18 protein-coding genes are annotated in these 20,490 nt (G+C 70.6%); 8 read left to right on the forward strand and 10 right to left on the reverse strand.

The genetic code is table 11. The features are described from left to right. Positions 1 to 317 precede the first annotated feature (317 nt). From FM076_RS09905 to FM076_RS09930, 6 genes are all read right to left on the reverse strand, one after another. Positions 318 to 1,076 carry a TerD family protein gene (locus tag FM076_RS09905; RefSeq protein ID WP_173869527.1) on the reverse strand — a complete coding sequence of 253 codons (759 nt, stop codon included), beginning with the start codon at positions 1,074 to 1,076 and terminating at the stop codon, positions 318 to 320. Between the two features lie 130 nt (positions 1,077 to 1,206). Then, entirely contained in the window at positions 1,207 to 2,361 is a 1,155-nt protein-coding gene (locus tag FM076_RS09910) for a DUF475 domain-containing protein (protein WP_173869528.1), read from the reverse strand. An 89-nt stretch (positions 2,362 to 2,450) separates the two neighbouring features. Further along, positions 2,451 to 3,029, reverse strand: a complete 579-nt coding sequence (locus FM076_RS09915) for a TerD family protein (protein WP_173869529.1) — start codon at positions 3,027 to 3,029, stop codon at positions 2,451 to 2,453. A 283-nt stretch (positions 3,030 to 3,312) separates the two neighbouring features. After that, positions 3,313 to 3,888, reverse strand: coding sequence for a TerD family protein (locus tag FM076_RS09920; RefSeq protein WP_016468794.1), 576 nt, complete (start codon positions 3,886 to 3,888; stop codon positions 3,313 to 3,315). Positions 3,889 to 4,086: 198 nt separating this feature from the next. Further along, positions 4,087 to 4,545, reverse strand: a complete 459-nt coding sequence (locus FM076_RS09925) for a peroxiredoxin (protein WP_173869530.1) — start codon at positions 4,543 to 4,545, stop codon at positions 4,087 to 4,089. 650 nt (positions 4,546 to 5,195) lie between these two features. Then, the gene (locus FM076_RS09930; protein WP_173869531.1) at positions 5,196 to 5,633 is read right to left on the reverse strand and encodes a DUF3052 family protein; all 438 of its coding nucleotides are present in this window, start codon (positions 5,631 to 5,633) and stop codon (positions 5,196 to 5,198) included. A gap of 530 nt (positions 5,634 to 6,163) precedes the next feature. On the opposite strand from FM076_RS09930, the gene aceE reads away from it, so the two are divergent. Continuing rightward, positions 6,164 to 8,911, forward strand: a complete 2,748-nt coding sequence (gene aceE / locus FM076_RS09935) for a pyruvate dehydrogenase (acetyl-transferring), homodimeric type (RefSeq protein WP_173869532.1) — start codon at positions 6,164 to 6,166, stop codon at positions 8,909 to 8,911. A 121-nt stretch (positions 8,912 to 9,032) separates the two neighbouring features. On the opposite strand, the gene FM076_RS09940 is transcribed toward aceE, so the two are convergent. Both FM076_RS09940 and FM076_RS09945 read right to left on the reverse strand, forming a co-directional pair. Further along, positions 9,033 to 9,482 (reverse strand): peptidase inhibitor family I36 protein, encoded by a 450-nt coding sequence (locus FM076_RS09940; protein ID WP_173869533.1) that lies wholly within the window; start codon positions 9,480 to 9,482, stop codon positions 9,033 to 9,035. A 214-nt stretch (positions 9,483 to 9,696) separates the two neighbouring features. Next, entirely contained in the window at positions 9,697 to 11,316 is a 1,620-nt protein-coding gene (locus FM076_RS09945) for an MFS transporter (protein ID WP_173869534.1), read from the reverse strand. A gap of 123 nt (positions 11,317 to 11,439) precedes the next feature. Here FM076_RS09945 and FM076_RS09950 point away from each other — a divergent pair, with 123 nt between their 5' ends. The 5 genes from FM076_RS09950 to FM076_RS09970 all read left to right on the forward strand — a co-directional run bounded on the left by FM076_RS09950 (position 11,440) and on the right by FM076_RS09970 (position 16,842). Beyond that, positions 11,440 to 12,069, forward strand: coding sequence for a TetR/AcrR family transcriptional regulator (locus FM076_RS09950; protein WP_173869536.1), 630 nt, complete (start codon positions 11,440 to 11,442; stop codon positions 12,067 to 12,069). A 172-nt stretch (positions 12,070 to 12,241) separates the two neighbouring features. Continuing rightward, positions 12,242 to 13,501 (forward strand): alpha/beta hydrolase, encoded by a 1,260-nt coding sequence (locus tag FM076_RS09955; RefSeq protein ID WP_173869538.1) that lies wholly within the window; start codon positions 12,242 to 12,244, stop codon positions 13,499 to 13,501. Positions 13,502 to 13,652: 151 nt separating this feature from the next. After that, positions 13,653 to 14,531 carry a DUF4429 domain-containing protein gene (locus FM076_RS09960; RefSeq protein ID WP_173869540.1) on the forward strand — a complete coding sequence of 293 codons (879 nt, stop codon included), beginning with the start codon at positions 13,653 to 13,655 and terminating at the stop codon, positions 14,529 to 14,531. After that, complete coding sequence (locus tag FM076_RS09965) at positions 14,528 to 16,111, forward strand: histidine kinase (protein ID WP_173869542.1); 1,584 nt, start codon at positions 14,528 to 14,530, stop codon at positions 16,109 to 16,111. Before FM076_RS09960 ends, FM076_RS09965 begins: the two co-directional genes overlap by 4 nt. Next, positions 16,108 to 16,842: a response regulator gene (locus FM076_RS09970; protein WP_173869544.1), complete on the forward strand. Its 735-nt coding sequence runs from the start codon at positions 16,108 to 16,110 to the stop codon at positions 16,840 to 16,842. The genes FM076_RS09965 and FM076_RS09970 overlap by 4 nt, the downstream gene beginning before the upstream one ends. 151 nt (positions 16,843 to 16,993) lie before the next feature. On the opposite strand, the gene FM076_RS09975 is transcribed toward FM076_RS09970, so the two are convergent. Next, positions 16,994 to 17,941 carry a TIGR03564 family F420-dependent LLM class oxidoreductase gene (locus FM076_RS09975; protein ID WP_173869546.1) on the reverse strand — a complete coding sequence of 316 codons (948 nt, stop codon included), beginning with the start codon at positions 17,939 to 17,941 and terminating at the stop codon, positions 16,994 to 16,996. Positions 17,942 to 18,099: 158 nt separating this feature from the next. Here FM076_RS09975 and FM076_RS09980 point away from each other — a divergent pair, with 158 nt between their 5' ends. Then, positions 18,100 to 18,666, forward strand: a complete 567-nt coding sequence (locus tag FM076_RS09980; protein WP_173869548.1) for a TetR/AcrR family transcriptional regulator — start codon at positions 18,100 to 18,102, stop codon at positions 18,664 to 18,666. Between the two features lie 163 nt (positions 18,667 to 18,829). Here FM076_RS09980 and FM076_RS09985 read toward each other — a convergent pair whose 3' ends face one another. Then, positions 18,830 to 19,228 (reverse strand): VOC family protein, encoded by a 399-nt coding sequence (locus FM076_RS09985; protein ID WP_173869550.1) that lies wholly within the window; start codon positions 19,226 to 19,228, stop codon positions 18,830 to 18,832. Between the two features lie 93 nt (positions 19,229 to 19,321). On the opposite strand from FM076_RS09985, the gene FM076_RS09990 reads away from it, so the two are divergent. Continuing rightward, complete coding sequence (locus FM076_RS09990; protein ID WP_173869552.1) at positions 19,322 to 20,317, forward strand: helix-turn-helix transcriptional regulator; 996 nt, start codon at positions 19,322 to 19,324, stop codon at positions 20,315 to 20,317. Positions 20,318 to 20,490 lie beyond the last annotated feature (173 nt).

Consider the following 20,490-nt stretch of genomic DNA (forward strand, 5'->3'; position numbering starts at 1 on the left):
CCAGCCCGGCTACGGCTACCCGCAGCCCCCGCAGCAGCCGCCCCAGCAGCCCCCGACGACCCAGCCGGCCTACGGATACCCCCAGCCCACCTACGGGTATCCGCAGCCCGACCCGGCGTTCACGCTGCCGCCCCAGGGCCCGCAGTTCCTCACCCACCGCTGACCGGGCGGCGGCACACACGACGAACGACAGGACGAAGAGCACAAAGGACAAGACGAAGGGCAGGACGCAGCTCACAACGAGGCTCAGGACGAGTGGGGCCCGGCCGGCGCGGCCGGGCCCCACTCGCGCACGGGCTCGCTGCGGCGTAGGCCCCTCAGACCTTCTGCGTCTTGTAGCCGCGGCCCCACTGGAGACCCCAGCCGTAGAGCCGGTCCAGCTCCGCCTGGAAGCCGTAGACGTAGCGCACCTCTCGGCGCACGATCAGCTCGCCCTTGACGTTCTCCATCAGCAGCACCGCACACGAGCGCGCCTGCGGGGCCCGCTCGTCGAGGCCCACCTCGACGCGGGGCCCGCTGCTGGGGAAGAGCGAGACGATGGCGTGCGTACGGTCGAACGCCGGGGTGCCGTCGTAGATGTAGACGAAGATCAGCAGCCGCTTGATCTCGTCCTTGTGGTCCAGGTTGATGTAGATCGTCTCGCCCGACGGCGAACCGAAGCGGTCGTCACCGGTGAGCTTGACGTAGGGCGGCGCGTTCCAGTCGCCCAGGAAGTTGCCGAGCGGCTGGACGACGCCCTTGCTGCCGTCCACCAGTTCGTACATGCACGCCAGGTCGAGGTCCACGTTGACGACGCCCTGGGTGTGCGCCTGCACCACCTCCGGTTTGAAGGCCCGCAGCGGGTGGCGCAGCGAGGTGGTGCGCCGGGGCCGCCCGTCCAGGTCCGAACTGCGCATCCGCCACGACAGGTTGACCCGCAGGCTGCCGGAGTCGGCGCCCTGTTTGGTCAGCGACAGCTCGGAGTGCCGTTTGGTCAGCTCCACCGCGTATGTCGACGGGCCGCCGACCGTGTCGAACTTGGGTCCACGCCGGGACATGCCCACACCGCGCCGCCAGTTCTCCCACAGGGAGACCATCCCGCACCCCCACTCGTCCTCTGGCTTCCGCTCAGCACCGCGGGGCGGCACCGGGGCGGCGCGCGTGCCCGTGGGCCCGCGCGACGCCGCGAAGCCGCCCCGCTGGGAGCGTTCCTCGTTCAGCGGGCGGTCACACGCCCGAGGTCACCTCGGATTGCTCACTCTCGCCCCCGCCGCCGTCCTTCGCCCCGGCAGCCGCGAGAGCGCGGTTGCGCCGCACCGAGGACCAGAAGGAGGCGATGATCAACAGGACACCGATGGAGCCGGTGATCACCTCGTGGATCTCGTACTTGACGGTGACGAGCAGGATGACCGCCAGGGCGCCGATGGCGTAGTGCGCACCGTGCTCCAGGTAGACGTAGTCGTCCAGGGTGCCCTGGCGCACCAGGTAGACGGTGAGCGACCGGACGTACATCGCGCCGATGCCCAGGCCCAGCGCCATCCAGAAGATGTGGTTGGTGACCGCGAAGGCGCCGATGACGCCGTCGAAGGAGAACGAGGCGTCCAGGACCTCCAGGTAGAGGAACATGAAGAACGCGGCCTTGCCGGCCAGTCCGACCGCCGAGGGCTGCTTGCCCGCCCGCTTGGCCGCCTCCTCTTCCTCCTGTTCGCGTTCCTCTTCCTCCTCCAGCTTGTCCTCGAAGTGGCCGGAGAGACCGCCGACGATCAGGTAGGTGATCAGTCCCGCGATGCCGGAGAGCAGCACCGTGCCGGACTTGTCGGCATGTGCGCCGCCGTGCTGGTGCGCGGCGGTGGCCAGGGTGGTGGCCGTCACCAACAGCACGATCAGGGCGATGCAGAGGGAGAGCCCGTCGACCTTGCCGAGCCGCGCGAGCGGGCGCTCCAGCCAGCCGATCCACTTGTGGTCGCGCTCCTCGAAGATGAAGTCGAGGAAGATCATCAGCAGGAACATCCCGCCGAACGCGGCGATGGCCGGATGCGCGTCCGTGACCAACTGCTCGTAGCGGTCGGGGTTGTCGAGCGCGACCTGCACCGCCTCGATCGGCCCGACCTTGGCACTGATGGCGACGATGATGACCGGGAAGACCAGCCGCATGCCGAATACCGCGATCAGAATGCCGATGGTGAGGAAGATCTTCTGCCAGAAGGCGTTCATCTTCTTCAGTACGCCGGCGTTGACGACCGCGTTGTCGAACGACAGCGAGATCTCCAGGATGGACAGGATCGCCACGAGGGCGAACGCCTCCCACCCCCAGAAGAACGCCGCTGCGGCAAGACCGACGGCGGTGACGCCGAAGGACCAGCCAAAGGTTTTCAGGAGCACTGGCTTCCCAATCCGGTATCCGGGCTACATATGTTCACAGAGTGTCGCTAGGGGTGTGCCGGCTGTGCTGCCGGTGACGTATGGGGCCCTCAGGCGACATTGACGCCGAAGTCTAGAGCGATGCCCCGCAGCCCCGACGCATACCCCTGCCCGACTGCACGGAATTTCCACTCACCGTTGTAGCGGTAAAGCTCTCCGAAGATCATCGCGGTCTCCGAGGAGGCGTCCTCGGTCAGGTCGTAGCGGGCCAGCTCCACCCCGTCCTCGCGGTTGACCACCCGGATGTAGGCATCGGTGACCTGGCCGAAGGTCTGGTGCCGGTTCTCCGCGTCGTAGATCGAGACGGGGAAGACCACCTTGTCGACCTGGGCGGGGACCAGGGAGAGGTCCACCAGCACCGTCTCGTCGTCCCCGCTGCCGGTGCCGCCGACCAGCTCGTCGCCGGTGTGCTCGACCGATCCCTCGGGGCTCTTGAGGTTGTTGTAGAAGATGAAGTACTCGTCGCCGAGGACGCGTCCGCCGGAGCACAGCAGCGCGCTCGCGTCGAGATCGAAGTCGGCGCCCGTGGTGGAGCGGGCCTTCCAGCCCAGGCCGATCTGGACCTGGGTCAGGTTCGGTGCGGCCTTCGAGAGGGAGACGTTTCCCCCCTTGGCGAGCGTCACGCTCATGTTCGTTGTTCCTCTCCCCGGCTTTCCTGTCCCCGGCTGTTCGCGACTGTCCCCGGCTCTCCCGGCTTCCCGTCCCGCCCCACCCGCACGGGCCGCCCGGCCCGGCGACAAGCCGGGGTCCGGGCAGCCGTGCGGAGCACGGCGGTGCCTTCAGTGTGTCCGTACCGCCGGGCGCCGCACACCTCCCGGTTACGGAAGTCTGCGGCGCCCCTTGCTGCCGAACCCTGGCAGACGCGCCCCGCCGGCCCTCGGCGGGCCGCGGGGCGCGGAATCCCGCCAGACCTCAGACGTTCACTCCGAAGTCCTGGGCGATACCGCGCAGGCCGGAGGCGTAGCCCTGGCCGATGGCGCGGAACTTCCACTCGGCGCCGTGGCGGTACAGCTCGCCGAAGACCATGGCCGTCTCGGTCGACGCGTCCTCGCTGAGGTCGTAGCGCGCCAGCTCGTTGTTGTCGGCCTGGTTGACGACGCGGATGTAGGCGTTCCGCACCTGGCCGAAGCTCTGCTGCCGGCTCTCCGCCTCGTAGATCGAGACAGGGAAGACGATCTTCTCGACGTCGGCGGGCACCCCGGCGAGGTTCACCTTGATGACCTCGTCGTCGCCTTCTCCCTCACCGGTGAGGTTGTCACCGGTGTGCTCCACGGAGCCGTCGGGGCTCTTGAGGTTGTTGAAGAACACGAAGTTCTGGTCGTTGGCGACCTTGCCCTCCGCGTTCGTCAGCAGGGCGCTCGCGTCGAGGTCGAAGTCGGCGCCGGTGGTCGTACGCGCGTCCCACCCCAGACCGACGATGACCGCGGTCAGGTTCGGCGCCTCCTTGGTCAGCGAGACGTTGCCGCCCTTGCTGAGGCTGACTCCCACGAGTCCTCCTGGTCAGTAGTTCGTGAGGAGCACTGCGTGCCCCCGTTTACGGATGCCGTCGGATCAACGATTCGATCCTAGTGAGCGGTTCCCCACGGCACAGCCTTCTTACGGAGCGGATCCGGCTCGTGCCGGGCAGTGCCGGGCGCGTGGGGGAGCACTCCCAGGGCTCTGCGCGACGGAAGTGGTCACAAGTGCTCAGAGGGTCTCGAGCGCCTTGACGTAGTCGTTGAGGTCCCGGGCGTCCGGCAGGCCGTTGACGACCGTCCAGCGCACCACGCCCTCCTTGTCGATGATGAAGGTGCCGCGTACCGCGCAGCCCTTCTCCTCGTCGAAGACCTCGTAGGCGCGCGAGGCCGCGCCGTGCGGCCAGAAGTCGGACAGCAGCGGGTACTCCAGCCCCTCCTGCTCCGCGAAGACGCGCAGCGCGAAGGGGGAGTCGTTGGAGACGGCCAGCAGCTGCACGTCGTCGTTGACGAACTTCGGCAGCTCGTCGCGCAGCGCGCACAGCTCACCGGTGCACACACCCGTGAACGCGAAGGGGTAGAAGAGCAGGACCACGTTCTTCCTGCCCTTGAAGTCCGAGAGCCGCACGAGCTGGCCGTGCTGGTCCTTCAGCTCGATGTCGGGTGCCTTGGTACCTGCCGCGATCGCCATAACGGTTCCCTTCGGTGGGCGGGCTTGAGAACGCCACCCACCCTATGCGCCGAGCCCCCGCCGGCCGTGGGCCGGTCAGGGGCTCGTCACACACACGCCGGAAGCAACAACCACGACCCCGGGACCACCCGGGGCTCCGGGACCGTCCGAGGCTCCGGGACGGTCGGGACTCGGGGACGGTCCGGCCGCCTCGCGGGCGGGCCGGGCGAGTGGGCGGGGCGGGCATGCCCGGGGAAACGGCCAGCATGCCCGGGTACGGGGCATACGAGATCGCCCGGGGCGCACCGCGCGGGGTCGGCCGGAGTACGGCAGGCCGCAGCCTTCGAGGGGCCGCACACCACCGTCGCGGTGGACGCTCGGAGAGGCTTCGCGCGGCCGGGTCCGCCCGTGGGGCCGCGCGGGGGACCCCTGCCGACGCTGCGGAGCACCGCCGCCGCAGGGCACCGCCACCGTGCGAGTGCTACCGCCATGAGAGCGCTACCGCCGTGCGGGCGGTGCCGCCGTGAGAGTGGTGCCACCGTGCGGGCGGTGCCGCCGTGCGGCGACTCTCGGGTTGGGACTGCGGCGGGCCGGTGGGCGGCTCGGGCACCCGGGGGCCCGCCGCGCCGACGGGAGCGGCCCGTGGCCGGGGCGGCACCCGTCGGCACAGCTCAGCGCTTGGTCGGGGCGCCCTTCGGGGTGACCAGACGGCTGCCCGTCCAGTCCTTCGCCGCGTTGAAGCTCTTGGTCTGGGCAAGGCCCGCGGTCTTCGACGCCTCGCCGATCTCGCTGGGCTCGACATAGCCCTCGCGCCCCGTCTTCGGGGTGAGCAGCCAGACGGGGGCACCCTCGTCGATCATGGTGGTCGCGTCCACGAGCGCGTCCGTCAGATCGCCGTCCTCATCGCGGAACCACAGCACCACGGCGTCGGCCACGTCGCCGTAATCCTCATCGACCAGCTCCGTGCCGGTGATCTCCTCAATGGACTCGCGGAGCTCCTGGTCGACGTCGTCGTCGTAGCCGATCTCCTGGACCACCTGTCCGGGCTGGAAACCCAGCCTTGCGGCGGGGTTGGTCCGCTCCTCCGCGTGGTCCGCGGTCGCGCTCACGGATTGCCTCCAGTCATGTCTTACGAATATGGGGTTGCGCCTCGCGCGTACGCGAGGCATGAGCCGTAGTCCACACGGGCGGGCCGGATCACGCAAGTACCCGGCCGTCGATCCCGCCCAAACGTTGACGTCTCATCCCACAATGCCTGATCGAGAGTGATTCAGGCCACATTACGATCGTCGCGATCCGCCAGGTTTGCCCAGGCTGAGCCGGGGGAGCCGTAGGGGTACACCGGGGGCCGAACGGACGTTTGGGGTGGTCGGAGCGGGAACGGGCCCGCGTCCCAGATGAGCGTAAGGTTCGGTTCGCCCCTCTTGACGTCCCCCCGCCGCCCCTCGTCGTCCCCCGCACCAGCACCCTTCCGGCCCGTCTCGAGGCGGGCCGGGTTACCTATCGGTATAGATGACGTCACAGCAGCGGCGGTACACGATGGAAGCGGCGCGCGACCAGCCCCGACGCCCCCGTCCCACAGCGCGCGCCGCCGCCCGGCTCGCAGAGCACCACACGACCGATACAGCGAAGGAACAGCGTGGCTTCCGGATCCGATCGCAACCCGATCATCATTGGCGGCCTTCCCAGCCAGGTCCCGGATTTCGATCCGGAAGAGACCCAGGAATGGCTCGACTCGCTCGACGCCGCCGTCGACGAGCGCGGCCGGGAACGCGCCCGCTACCTCATGCTCCGGCTCATCGAGCGCGCCCGTGAGAAGCGCGTGGCCGTCCCGGAGATGCGCAGCACGGACTACGTCAACACCATCGCGACCAAGGACGAGCCGTTCTTCCCCGGCAACGAGGAGATCGAGCGGAAGATCCTCAACGCGACCCGCTGGAACGCGGCCGTGATGGTCTCGCGGGCCCAGCGCCCCGGGATCGGGGTGGGCGGTCACATCGCCACCTTCGCCTCCTCCGCCTCCCTCTACGATGTGGGCTTCAACCACTTCTTCCGGGGCAAGGACGAGGGCCACGGCGGCGACCAGATCTTCTTCCAGGGGCACGCCTCCCCCGGCATCTATGCCCGCGCCTATCTCCTCGACCGGCTCACCGAGGCGCAACTCGACGGCTTCCGCCAGGAGAAGAGCAAGGCGCCGCACGGACTCTCCAGCTATCCGCATCCGCGCTCGATGCCGGACTTCTGGGAGTTCCCCACCGTCTCCATGGGGCTGGGCCCCATCGGCGCGATCCACCAGGCGCGGATGAACCGCTACATGGAGGCCCGGGGCATCGCCGACACCTCCAAGTCGCGCGTGTGGGCCTTCCTGGGCGACGGGGAGATGGACGAGCCCGAGTCCCTGGGGCAGCTCTCCCTGGCGGCCCGGGAGGGGCTGGACAACCTCATCTTCGTCATCAACTGCAACCTCCAGCGGCTGGACGGGCCCGTCCGCGGCAACGGCAAGGTGATCCAGGAGCTGGAGTCCTATTTCCGGGGCGCCGGCTGGAACGTGATCAAGCTGGTGTGGGACCGCTCCTGGGACCCGCTGCTGGCGCAGGACCGGGACGGTGTCCTGGTCAACAAGCTCAACACCACGCCCGACGGCCAGTTCCAGACCTACGCCACCGAGAGCGGCGCCTACATCCGTGAGCACTTCTTCGGCGGCGACCAGCGGCTGCGCAAGATGGTCGAGAACATGACCGACGACCAGCTCCTGCACCTGGGGCGCGGCGGCCACGACCACCGCAAGGTCTATGCCGCCTACAAGGCCGCCGCCGAGCACAAGGGGCAGCCGACCGTCATCCTGGCGCAGACCATCAAGGGCTGGACGCTGGGCCCCAACTTCGAGGGCCGCAACGCCACCCACCAGATGAAGAAGCTGACGGTCGACGACCTCAAGCGCTTCCGTGACCGGCTGCACCTGCCGATCCCCGACAAGGAGCTGGAGTCGGGGCTGCCGCCCTACTACCACCCGGGCCGCGACTCGGAAGAGATCCAGTACATGCACGACCGCCGCAAGGAGTGCGGCGGTTACGTGCCGACCCGCGTCAACCGCGCCAAGCCGCTGAAGCTGCCCGACGACACGGCGTACGCCACGCTGAAGAAGGGCTCCGGGCAGCAGCAGATCGCCACCACGATGGCGTTCGTACGGCTGTTGAAGGACCTCATGCGGGACAAGGAGATCGGCAAGCGCTTCGTGCCGATCGCGCCCGACGAGTACCGCACCTTCGGGATGGACTCCTTCTTCCCGTCGGCGAAGATCTACAACCCGCTGGGGCAGCTGTACGAGTCGGTGGACCGCGAGCTGCTGCTCGCCTACAAGGAGTCGCCCACCGGCCAGATGCTGCACGACGGCATCTCCGAGGCGGGCTGCACCGCCGCCGCCATCGCCGCCGGGTCCGCCTACGCCACCCACGGCGAACCGCTGATCCCCATCTACGTCTTCTACTCGATGTTCGGCTTCCAGCGGACGGGCGACCAGTTCTGGCAGATGGCCGACCAACTGGCGCGCGGTTTCGTCCTGGGGGCCACCGCCGGGCGCACCACGCTCACCGGGGAGGGCCTCCAGCACGCCGACGGGCACTCGCAGTTGCTGGCCTCCACCAACCCGGCCGTGGTCGCCTACGACCCGGCCTTCGGCTTCGAGATCGCCCACATCGTGCAGGACGGGCTCCGCCGGATGTACGGCTCCAGCCCCGAGCACCCGCGGGGTGAGGACGTCTTCTACTACCTGACCGTCTACAACGAGCCCATCCGCCAGCCGGCCGAGCCGGAGAACGTGGATGTGGAGGGGATTCTCAAGGGTCTCCACCGCTATCGGGCGGGCGACCGCGGCACGCACGCCGCGCAGATCCTGGCCTCCGGTGTGGCGCTGCCGTGGGCGCTGGAAGCGCAGCGGATCCTCGCCGAGGAGTGGGATGTGAAGGCCGACGTGTGGTCGGCGACGTCCTGGAACGAGCTGCGGCGCGAGGCCGTCGCGGTGGAGGAGCACAACCTCCTGCACCCCGACGAGGAGCAGCGCGTCCCCTACGTCACCCGCAAGCTCCAGGGGGCCGACGGCCCCAAGGTGGCGGTCTCGGACTGGATGCGGGCGGTGCCGGACCAGATCGCGCGCTGGGTGCCGGGCACCTACCAGTCGCTGGGCGCGGACGGTTTCGGCTTCGCCGACACCCGTGGTGCGGCGCGGCGCTTCTTCCACATCGACGCGCAGTCGATCGTGCTGGGGGTGCTGACCGAACTGGCGCGGGAGGGGAAGGTGGACCGCTCCGCGCTCAAGCAGGCCATCGACCGCTACCGGTTGCTGGAGGTGGCGGCCGCCGACCCGGGCACCGCGGGCGGCGACGCCTGACCGCTTCCGCGGCCACTTGCTGTACTGCCGCCGGGTGCGGCCCTCTCGGGGGCCGCACCCGGCTTTTCGTGCGCGCGGGGAGGCAGCCGGTGCGCCTCCCCGCGTGGCAGCGGCGCGCATCTCAGTGCTCCCACACCTTGAACGCGCGTGCCCGGTAGGGCAGTTCGGGTGTCCAGGAGCCCGACGGATAGGTGTCGAACTCCGCCGTCTCCGCGCACTCCTCGCTCTGGTAGAGCGTGACCGGGCGGCCGGTGCGGTTCGCCGCCGAGGTGGCCGAAGCCCCGCCGGGCAGCGGCGTACAGCTCTCGATGTCGATCCCGCGCAGCTCATACGCCCGCGGCTTTCCCTTGAACCGGGGGCTTGCCCACAGGCACAGCTCCCCCGTTCCGCACTCGCCCAGCCGGGAGCCGCCCGGCTCCTTCCCGGCGGCGGCCTGTCGGCCGGACTCCGCCCGGGCCTGCGCTCCGACCGGCTGTGCGGCCACGGCGAGCGCGGCCACCGCGAGCGCCGTCGCCGCCAGAACCCCCGCCCTGGCCCTCGTCACCGGTCCTCGTCCGGACATGCCTCGCATGCTGATCACTCCCCCCGCTCGGGGCCGGGCGCTTGATCGCCCGGCGCCCGACCAGCATGTCCGCGCCGCGGACGGGCGGCCAAGAGCAAACGGCCCGGTTCACCAGGACAGGTGGCCAAGTTGTCCACAACCGCTTGGTTATCCACAGTCCCAGGTGTCACCGGGCCGTTGTCGGGGCCGTCACGGGGCCGTGCCCCCCCCGGGCCGCGCTTAGTCAGACGTGCACCGAGGGCCCGGCGTCGTTCGCGCCACGGCTGGTGAAGACGGCGACGCCCGCGGCGAGCACCGAGACGATGCCGGCGCAGACGAAGGCCAGACCCATGCCGGAGATGAAGGAGTCGTGCACCACGTGCTCGATCGCCTCGGCCATCCGCGGCGGGGTGCCCTTGGGCGCGGGCGGGGCCATGCCGACCTCGGCGGCCTTCTTCAGGGCCGCCTCCTTCTGCTCGGGCAGCTTGGGCAGCTTGGCCTCGGCCCACTTGTGGGGCAGTTCGCTGCCGACCCGGGAGGCCATCACAGCGCCGAGCACGGCGGTACCGAGGCTGCCGCCGACCTGCATGGCGGCCTGCTGGAGACCGCCGGCGACACCCGCGTGCCGCAGCGGCGCGTTGCCGACGATGACCTCGGTGGCGCCGACCATGACGGGTGCCAGGCCGAGGCCCAGGACGCCGAACCACAGGGAGGTGATGGCCATGCCGCTGTCGGTGTCCAGCGTGGAGAGGCCGAACATCGCGACCGCGGCCAGCACCATGGCGACGACCAGCGGTATGCGCGGACCGACCTTCGTGATGACCGAGCCAGCCAGCGGCGAGGCGACGATCATCATGGCCGTCAGCGGCAGCAGCCGCAGACCGCTGTCCACCGGGGAGAGGCCGTTGACGTTCTGGAGGTAGAAGGTGACGAAGAAGAGGCCGCCCATGAAGCCGAAGGCCATGAGCACCATCAGGACGGTGCCCGCGGTCAGCGGCACCGAGCGGAACATGCTCATGGGCAGGAGCGGCTCCTTGGCCTTCGTCTCCCAGAAGCCGAAGGCCACGAAGGCCACCAGCGAGACGGCCAGGAAGCCCAGCGTCTTGATGTCGCCCCAGTGCCACTCGGGCGCCTTGATGATGGCCCACACGAGGCAGAACATCGCGCCGGACAGCAGCACGATGCCCGGCAGGTCGAAGGAGCGCGGGGCGTTCTCGGCGCGCCGGTCGAGCAGCAGGAAGATCCCGGTCACCAGCGTGAGCACGCCGACGGGGACGTTGATGAAGAAGACCGACTCCCAGCTGACGTGCTCCACCAGCAGACCGCCGACGATGGGTCCGGCGGCCGTGGAGGCACCGATGACCGCGCCCCAGATGCCGATGGCCGCGTTCAGCCGCTCGGCCGGGAAGGAGGCGCGCAGCAGTCCTAGGGCCGCCGGCATCAGCAGCGCCCCGAATATGCCCTGGAGCACGCGGAAGGCGACCACCAGGGCGACGCTGCCGGACAGGCCGATGGCCGCGGAGGCGGCGGCGAAGCCGACGACGCCGAGGAGGAAGGTCTGCCGGTGGCCGAAGCGGTCACCGAGTTTCCCCGCGGTGATCAGCGAGACCGCGAGGGCGAGCAGATAGCCGTTGGTGATCCACTGGACGTCGGAGAGGGAGGCGCCGAGGTCCTTCTGGATCGCGGGGTTGGCGATGGCGACGATCGTCCCGTCGAGGGCGACCATCGTGACGCCGAAGGCGACGGTGACGAGGGTCAGCCAGGGGTGCCCGCGCAGCCCAGCGCGGGTTCCCCCTCCCCCGCCGCCCTCGGGGCTTGCTGGTTCCGGCGCGCCGTGCGCGACGGTGCTGGTCTGGGTGCTCATGTCAGCGAGCGTAGTGTCAGTCGCTGACAATTGACAAACAGAATTATTAGCCGGTAAATGTCAATCTGTGCTCACGTATCGTGAGCAGCCCGCGAGCATTCCGGCACAGGAGAGGAAGCGGCGTTGACGGGTCTGCGCGAACGGAAGAAACAGCGTACGAGAGACGCCCTGATCGTGGCGGCTCACGAGCTGTTCGTCACGCAGGGTTACGACGCCACGACCGTCGACCAGATCGCCGAGGCGGTCGACGTCTCCCAGCGCACCTTCTTCCGCTACTTCTCCAACAAGGAAGAGGTAGCACTGTTCGTGCAGGACATGGTCGGGACGTTCTTCTACGAGGCCATCCGCGCCAGCCCGCCCGGGGAGCCCCCGCTGGAGTGTCTGCGGCGCACCCTCGACGACATCTGGGACGACGTCCAGGGAGCCGTCGAGGAGATCGTCCCCTTCGCTCTGCACCTGAAGATGTGCCAGGTCATCGAGACCTCGCCCGCCCTGCTGGCCGCACACCTGCGCCACTCGCTCCTGATGGAGGAGAAGCTCGTCCAGGAGATCGCCCGGCGCACCGGGGTGGACCCCGCCACGGACCCCCGGCCGCGGGTGCTGGTGGCGGCCTTCTCCGGGGTGATGCGCGTGGCGGCACGGGAGTGGAGCATGCGCGAGAACACCTCCCTGGAGGTCGCACGCACGGTGACCCGTGACTACTTGGCGCAGCTGGGTCCCGCACTGACGGCCGACTGGGGCCGGCGGAACTGACGACCCTGTCGCACACTCCTGTGTGGTCGATATGGGCTGACCACACAGGGTGATCACACCTCCGTACGGATGCGCCGGGCTGACCCGAACGCCCGGTATGAAACGTGAGATGACTCACGCGAGGCCCGTGTGTGCGGGGCCGGCGCCGCGCATCTCCTAGGGTGTCGCCTCAGTGACTTACTTCTCCGCACTAGGCAACCCGCTGTCCGGATCCGGGCTCCCCTCGTCGGGAGTCCCGGGCACCGCCGCCTGGCGTGCGCTGCTCGCCCTCGCCGTCGTCTTCGTCCTGCTGGCGACGACGGGCTGGACGGCGGTGCGCAAGCACGACGCGGCCACCGGGCCCCGCGCCGCGGCACTGCTCGCGTGGGAGAAGGGCTCCTTCGCCGGGCGCCGGCTGCCCGACCCGAACGCCCCCGCGGGGCGGATCGCCCGCTACTTCGCCGGCCTGGACGCGGCACAGCAGCGCACGCTCGCACAGCGCTATCCCCTCGTCGTGGGCAACCTCGCCGGGGCGCCCGTCGAGCTGCGCTACCGCGCCAACCGCACGGCGCTCCTCAAGGCGCGGGCGGTCGAGCGCGAGCGGATGACCGACCGGCGGCTCACGGACGAGGGCCGGCAGGAGGCCGGGCGCCGTATGCACCGCTTCGCCTCGATGCTCCAGCCCGGCCGGCAGATCCTCGCGTTCGACCCGACGGGCCGCGGACGCGCGGCCGAGGTCTTCGGCGACCTGGAGCACGCCCGCCGCGTCTCCGTCGTCGTGCCCGGCGTGGACACCGATCTGCTGTCCTTCGAGAAGTCCGCACGGCAGTACTCGGCCCCCGTGGGCATGGCCGCGTCCCTCCAGCGGCAGCAGCGGGCCGACGCGCCAGGGACGCGTACCGCGACGGTTGCCTGGGCCGACTACACCACGCCCGTCGGACTCGGTGTGGACGCGGCCTCCGGCCAGCTCGCACAGGACGGTGCCGTGCGGCTGAACGACTTCCTGCGCGGCCTGCCCGCCGTCTCCGCGGGAGCCTCGCCCAAGGTGGCACTGTTCTGCCACAGCTACGGCTCGGTGGTGTGCGGGGTCGCCGCGCCCGCCCTGCCGCGCCGCGTCACGGACATCGCCGTGGCGGGCAGCCCGGGCATGCGGGTGGACAACGCCTCCGAGCTGGACACCAGCGCCCGTGTGTGGGCCATGCGGGACCGCGACGACTGGATCGCGGACGTACCCCACATGGACGTCGGCGGCCTCGGCCACGGGGCCGACCCGGTGGCGGAGGGCTTCGGCGCCCGGCGCCTGTCGGCCGCCGGCGCAGTCGGGCACACCGGGTACTTCGTGCCCCACACCCGCTCCCTCGCCAACTTCGCCGCGCTCGGCACCGGCTCGTACGACGACGTGACCTGCGACTCCTCCGACCCGAAGTGCTCACTCGTCCCCGAGCCCGGCTGAGCCGCCCCGGGGCGCCCGGGAGCGTGCGGGGGGCGCGTGAGGACGTCACCACAGTCACCCGGGACGTCCCGTGTACCGAATCAGCGCGCGTAGCGCGGCAGACGGTCACAGAAGGGGGACGCGGAAGCTACCGCCGCATACGATGGCCCACATGGGTGACGTACTGGCTGGAATTCACTCCACCTGGGAGTTCGATTCAGACTCCGTGCTCATCCGCTTCGAACGGGGGATTCGCACGCCGAAGCTCTTTCAGGTGCTCGCAGAGCGGCGTGTTCCGTACGAGGCGCTGAGCGCCGTGGAGCTGACCCGGGGCAGCAAGCGCGGCACAGTGGTGCTGCGCGCCGTGCCGCGCGACGGCGCCGACCCCCTGCTGGAGGCCGCCGCCGGACAGCTCAAGGAGGGCAGCGACCCCTATCGCCTGGTGCTCCCCGCCGAGCGCGAGGCCCTCGCCGACTACTACGCGACCGAGCTGCGCGCCGCCCTGCCCGACGAGGCGGCCGAGCCCGCTGAGCACTACATGGTCGCCGCACCGCCCGCCCCGCAGAGCTTCAAGGCATACGACGGGAAGGCGTCCTTCGACGGCAAGGTGGTGGCCTTCCGCTGGTTCTGGACGGGCGCCTCGACCGCCAAGTGGAAGGCCGGCGACCAGTTCTTCCCCGTGGGAGAGCTGGAGGGCGTCGAATGGCGCTCCCCGGAGGGGCTCAGCGGCCATCTGCGGCTGCGCCCACGCGGGGCCGAAGTGCTCGCGGAGGCCGACCAGGACCCGGCCTCCGTAGTGTTCGGCCTCGGCTACGGCCCGGTCTACGAATCGCTGCCGTTCGCCGCCTCGGTCCTGGAGGCGGTACGGGCTGCCGACCCCGTCATGGCGCTGGAGAGCGTGTGCGCGGCCCCCGCCGCCGCACCGCCCCGGCGCTCGGATCCGGCCGAGGTGGCGGAGCGCATCCGCCACCTCGGCGAGCTGCACGACGCGGGCCTGCTGACCGACGACGAGTTCACGGCCAAGAAGGCCGAACTGCTGGCGGAGCTGTGACCCCGCGCACCACCTCGTCCGGCCCGCGGGACGGGACCGGGATACGCGACGGGCTGCGTGCCCTGGGGACCGCCCTGGCCACGCCCGCGGCCTCCCGCCGTCCCCTGCTGGAACACGCGTCCTCCCGGTGGGTGCGGTGGCTGCCCTATGCGGTGGCGTTCGGTTTCACGATCGTCCTGATCCCGGTCACCGCCCAGGCGCTCTCGCATGAGTTCGGGCTCCATGGCGGCCTGGCGGGGGCTCTCGGAGTCGCCCAGGCCGCGCCCCTGCTGCTGAGCGTGACCCGGCCGCTGCCCGCCTGGTGGATCGTCTTCACCGCCGACGTGCTGGGGGCGCTGGCGCTGCTCGGCACGGACGACACAGCGGGACGGCCCTGGCCGTGGCCGCCCATGATGATCGTGGGCTACCTCGTGCTGTGCCTGGCACTGGCACTGCGCGAGAGCCGCCGCACACTGCTGGCCGTCTGGCTGGTCACGGTCGTCACCTCCCTCGCGCTGGGGTTCGTCTCGCCGGAACGCAGCGAGGGCACGAACGTGCTGCTGATCGTGCTCAGCGGCGCGACCCTGCTGCTCGGCGCCACCCTGCGCGAGCGGGCCGAGGCCCAGCGGCGGCTGGCCGAGCAGGAGACCATCAGCGAGGCGGAGCGCGCCCAGCGCACCCTCCTGGAGGAGCGCACCCGCATCGCGCGGGAGCTGCACGACGTCGTCGCACACCACATGTCCGTCATCACCGTCCAGGCCGACAGTGCTCCCTACCGCATCTCCGGCATTCCCCCGGAGGCCCGCGAGGAGTTCGGCACCATCGCCGCCACCGCCCGCGAGTCGCTGTCCGAGATGCGGCGCCTGCTGGGCGTACTGCGCAGTGAGAACACTCCCAAGGAGCACCTGCCGCAGCCCGGTCTGGAGCGGCTGGAGCAGCTCGTGGAGGCCACTGTGCGCGCGGGTGTGCCCGCCGAGCTGCACGTCGATCTCGGCGCCGCCGACGACGCCCCGGAAGGGGACGCCTCATCCGGCGCGTCCGGCGGCGGCGACGGTACGAAGGGCGGGGACGGCACAGAGCGCGGGGATGCCGCGGACAGGGCGATCGGCGCGGACAGCGGCACTGGTGCGGGCTCCGGCCCCGGTCGCCCCGGTCCGGCACTCGCGCAGGCGGTGACGCTGTCGGCGTACCGCATCGTCCAGGAGGCGCTCGCCAATGTGGTGCGGCACGCCCCTGGGGCGCCCACGCGCGTCTCGGTGACCACCATGGAGCACGAGGGCACCGGTTTCCTGACCGTCCTGGTCGTCAACGGCCCCTCTCCTGGGCCGCGGGAAGTGCCGCTGGAGACCACCGGAACCGGGCACGGTCTGGTGGGCATGCGGGAGAGAGTGCGGCTGGTCGGCGGCACGCTGGAGGTCGGTCCGCTGCCGGAGGGCGGGTTCCGCGTCGCCGCCCGGCTGCCGCTGCGCCCGCCCGCCACCGGTGGCGGTGACGATGGCGGTACCAGTGCCGGCGCGGAGGGTGCGGAGACGGCAACGGGCACGACAGCGACGACAGGAACGGCAAAGGCGACGGACCCGAAGGACATACCCTCCGCATGAACGGCACTGGCGCGTCCGGCGCCTTCCCCTCCTCCCAGGTGATCCGCGTGGTCATCGTCGACGACCTGGCGATGGTCCGCGCGGGCTTCGCGGCACTGCTGGCCGCGCAGAGCGACATCGACGTCGTAGGCGAGGCGCCCGATGGTGCGACAGGCATCGAGGTGTGCCGCAACATCCATCCGGACGTCGTCCTCATGGACGTCCGGATGCCGCAGCTCAACGGGCTGGAGGCGGCGCAGCAACTCCTCGATCCGCCGCCGGGGGTCACCCACCGGCCCAAGGTGCTGATGCTGACCACGTTCGACGTGGACGACTACGTCTACGAGGCGCTGCGGCTGGGCGCCAGCGGATTCCTCCTCAAGGACGCGCCGCCCGCCGACCTGATCGCCGCCGTACGCGTGGTCGCCGAGGGCGAGGCCCTGCTCGCGCCCTCGGTGACCCGGCGGCTGATCGCCGAGTTCGCCCGGCAGAGTCCCCGTGCCACCAGGCGCAAGGGACGCGGTTCGGCGCCGCAACTGCGGCTGGCCGAGCTGACCGAACGGGAGACGGAAGTGCTGGAGTTGGTGGCACGCGGACAGTCGAACGCGGAGATCGCCGCCTCGCTCGTCCTGGCGGAGCAGACCGTGAAGACCCATGTGAGCCGCATCTTCACCAAGTTGGGACTGCGGGACCGCGCGCAGGCGGTCATCTTCGCGTACGAGTCGGGACTGGTCGCCCCCGGCGACCGCTGAGGGCTCGCCGGGTCCCTTTCCGGGTGCCCGGTCCGGTTTCCGGATGCCCGGTCCGGTTTCCGGGTGCACGGTCCGGCAGCGGGTCGTCCAGGCCCTGGCACGCGGTCACGGGAGGGTGGGCCGCGGGCGGTCCGGCCGGTCCGGTCCCGGTTCACAGGCGCTGGGCGACGCTCCAGGTCCGTGCGCGGTCCTCCGCGTCGAAGAGGTCGGTGTGGGTGAGCATGACCTCGGTGGCACCGGCGTCCAGATAACGGCGCAAACCGGCGACGACGGTGTCCTCGTCGCCGGCGACCAGCAGGTCCGCCGCGCGCGACAGCCCCTCGGTGGCGATGACCTTCCGGTAGGACGGGATGCTGTCGTAGAAGCCGAGGGCGGCCGACACCCGTTCGCGGGCCGCTGCGGCGTCGTCGGTGACCACCGCGGGCACCCCGGCCACGATCTGCGGGGCCGGCCGCCCGGCCGCGGCGGCGGCCTCGGTGATGACCGGCACGATCCGTTCGGCGAGCGTGCGCGGCCCGGCGAGGAACGGAATCGTTCCATCGGCCAGCTCGCCAGCAGCCGCGAGAGCCCGCGGCCCCATCGCCGCCACCAGAACGGGAATCGCCGGCGAGGCCCCGGCCACGGCCGTCGAGCCGACCGGGCGGGACGCCAGCGTCTCCCCCTCGAAGACGGAGTCGTCGCCGTCCAGCAGCGGGCGCAGCGCGGTGAGGTACTCGCGCAGGTGCCGGATCTGTGGCGGATACGCCAGGCCGAACTGCGGCTCGAGCACGGTGCGTGCGCCGAGCCCGACACCGAGCCGGAAACGTCCGGCGGTGGCTGCCTGCGCGGTCTTCGCCGCCGCTGCGAGGAGCAGGGGATGGCGGGGGTACATCGGCACGACCGACGTGCCGACGTGCACCCGGGGCTCCGCCCGGCCCACCAGCGCCGCGAGCTGAGGCGCGTCGTAGTCCGACGCCTGCCCGAACCACACGGTCTGCACACCGGCGCCGACGACCTCGTGGGCGAGTTCCACAGCCCGGTCCACGAGGTTGGTCATGCCGGGTTCCTGCGCGAACGTGCCTCCAAGGAACACTCCCACCCGCTGTCCGGCAGCGTCCATCACGAAATCCTCCGCCTGATTCCGGTCCACGGGCGCATCGTCCGCTCGGCCGCGGCCCCGCTCGGCCGCAGTCCTGTCCCGCAGCACCATAGTGACTACAGATTCTGCAATCACGGTACACGTTGATTGCAGAATCTGTAATCACTACTCTGCGTGCCATGGGACGATGGCCGGGCGGCACACAGGAACGGCTCCAGGAAGCCGCGATCGAGTTGTTCACCGAGCGCGGCTACGAACGCACGACAGTCGCCGAGATCGCGACGCGGGCGGGGCTGACCGAGCGCACCTTCTACAACCACTTCGCCGACAAACGCGAGGTGCTCTTCCCCGGTCAGGACCGGTTCATCGCCGAGATCCGCGAAGCGGTCACCGCCGCACCCCCGAAGCAGTCCCCCCTCGACGCGGTCCTCACGGCGTTCACAGCCGGCAGTAACTGGTTCGACCAACGCCGGAAGGCGGCACAGCGTCGCAGGAACCTCCTCGACGCACATGCCGAACTGCGGGAACGCGAACGGGCGAAGGCGGCAGCACTCGGTGAGGCGATCGCCTGCGCACTGCGCGCGCGGGGCCTGTCCGACCCGGCGGCCACGCTGACCGCCGCCGTCTCCGTCGCCGCACACCAACTCGCCGCAGCCCGCTGGCTGGCCGACCCTCGGCGCGGCACACTCGGGCACCACCTCCGCGCGGCCTTCGAGGACCTGCACCACACCGCACGCACCTGGTAGCACCGACCGCACCACGGCTCCATCGAAGAGCCGGTAGAGCGTCGCATCGGCGTGCCCGCGGATGGCGCTCATGGAGCCGGCGCCGGCGTTCACCGGTTCACCGGGAGCCCCGGGTCTCAGGGCTCCCGGTGAGCGGCTGTGCGTGGCGTCAGCGTGCGGGCTTTCAGCGTGCGAACTTCTCTTTGGCCGCCGGGGTGACGGGGGTGAAGAAGTTGACGAGGTTGCCGTCGGGGTCACAGAAGAGCAGCGAACGGTTGCCCCAGGGCATCGTGGTGGGCCCGCTGACGAAGTCGGTGACGAGGCAGGTCAGGTTCTGGTGGACGCGGTCCACGTCGTCGACGAGGAACTCGGTGATCACGCTGTGGTTGTCCGCCGGGCGGGCAGAGCCGGGGCCGAACACCGGGACGGTCCTGGTGCCGGCGATCGCGAGGGTGGCGCCCGCGGTCCTGAGTTCGGCGAAGTCCTCGGTGGCCCATGTCGCCCGCGCCCCTGTGGCTCGCTCGTAGAACTCGACGAGGCGTGCCACGTCGCCGGTGATGATGCGGATCGAGACGAACTCCATGGGAATCTCCTTGGCCGTGCTGGGAGCGTGCACGTCGCAGACTAGGAGAAATAGTGGACAGGATCGGTCCTGTATTCGCGGTAGGCTGCGGGCATGCCCCGACCCACTGCCCGTGTGCTGACACTCCTGGAGCTGTTGCAGTCGGGCGGCACCCGGACGGTGGCCGAACTGGCCGACCGGCTCGGTGTCGAAGGGCGCACCGTGCGGCGCTATGTGGACCAGCTGCTCGACCTCGGTGTGCCCGTGGAATCGGTGCGCGGCCGCTACGGCGGGTACCGGCTCGCCCCCGGGTACCGCTTGCCTCCGCTCATGCTCAGCGACGACGAGGCGCTGGCCGTACTGCTCGGCCTGGTCGCCGGCCGCCGGGCAGGGCTGACGACAGCGCAGCAGACGGCGAACGAGACGGCATCGGCGAAGATCCGGCGGGTACTGCCCAAGCACATCGCCCGCAGGCTCGACACGCTCCTGGAATCCCTCGCCTTCACCGAACAGCCCGGAGATTCCGGCCTCGACACCCCGGACTCCGGGGTCCTGCTCACCATCGCCGACGCGGTACGCCACCGCCGCCCGGTCTCGATCCGCTACACCGACCGCGACGGACGGCGCAGCGAACGCACACTGCACGCGTACGGGATCGTCGCCCACTCCGGCCGGTGGTACGTCACGGGTGAGGACGCCCGGATCGGCGAGGACCGGACCTTCCGGCTCGACCGCATCGCGGACGCGCGGACCCTGCCCGGCTCATTCGAAGCACCCGAGGGTCCCGGTCCGGCACAGCGCGTGCTGTCAGCGTTCGCCACGGCCGCGTACCGGCACGAGGTGACCTTGCGGATCCACGGGACAGTCGAGCAGATCCGCGCCCACCTGCCCGCCGGCGTCGCGAGCCTGGAGGAGCACGACCCCGCGGCCGGCCAGGACCCGGCGACCGAGCGCTGGATGCGCGTCGAGTTGCGCGCGGAGCGGCTCGACTGGTTGCCTCCGGTACTCGCCTCACTCGACCGGCCGTTCGTCATCGAGCGCCCCGATGAACTGCGCGACCTCGTCACCGCGCTCGCCGACCGCCTCGCCTCCTCCGCCCGCCGAGCCTGACCGCGGGAACCGATGTCATGAGAGGGCGCACCTAGGACGACGCTGCCGGACAGCGGCCCACCGCAGCCGGACAACGGCACACCCCTGCGGGGCAGTCGCACACCCCTGCCGGACAGCCGCACACAGGACGCAGGACACAGCGCACACAGGACACAGGACACAGGACACTCACA

This window comes from Streptomyces albus subsp. chlorinus, assembly GCF_013302895.1.
GTDB lineage: Bacteria > Actinomycetota > Actinomycetes > Streptomycetales > Streptomycetaceae > Streptomyces > Streptomyces chlorinus.